The organism is Bradyrhizobium sp. th-b2, assembly GCF_000426785.1.
In the GTDB taxonomy this organism is placed as follows: domain Bacteria; phylum Pseudomonadota; class Alphaproteobacteria; order Rhizobiales; family Xanthobacteraceae; genus Bradyrhizobium; species Bradyrhizobium septentrionale.
Genome location: NZ_KE384575.1, coordinates 1 through 524, shown reverse-complemented (window position 1 = coordinate 524; position 524 = coordinate 1). Strand labels below are relative to the sequence as shown.

The window sequence follows — 524 nt, the reverse complement described above, 5'->3', positions numbered from 1 at the left end:
AGTCTTTTGTTGATCTGGATGCGCCCACGCCGTCCGAATTGCGCGACGATGCTCACTTTGCGCCGGCGCATCCTGCCCGGGCTCGTTCAGACACCCACGCCGGTCTTGAGGCAGCGGTTAATCCGAATCCGCCCACACCATTCGAGTTGCGTGACAATGCTTGGGCCCCGGCGCCTGACTTTCCGCCGCTGTTTGCCGGACCAGTACCGGGGCATAGCCAGGGCGCTCGACAGCCCGGCTCGCCGCAGGGGCTTTCTCCGGCGCCAGCCTTCTCGGATGATGAAGCTTGGGCTTGGTTGCGCGAGGAGCTGGCGCGGCGGCAGATGCAAGAACCGGCCTCACCATCAACCGGCAGGGCTCCGTCAGACGTCTACGGCGGTCTTGAGTCATTGGTGCATCTGGATGCGCCCACGCCGTCCGAATTGCGCGACGATGCTCACTTTGCGCCGGCGCCCGCTGCCGGGGCTCGCTCAGACACCTACCGTGGTTTTCCATTGGTTGATCTGACTGCGGCCACGCCGTCC

The 524-nt window shown here is 64.9% G+C and carries 1 pseudogene; it reads left to right on the top strand.

From position 1 onward, the window contains the following. Positions 1 to 524: pseudogene (locus tag K359_RS64185) on the top strand (hypothetical protein); the annotation flags it as partial.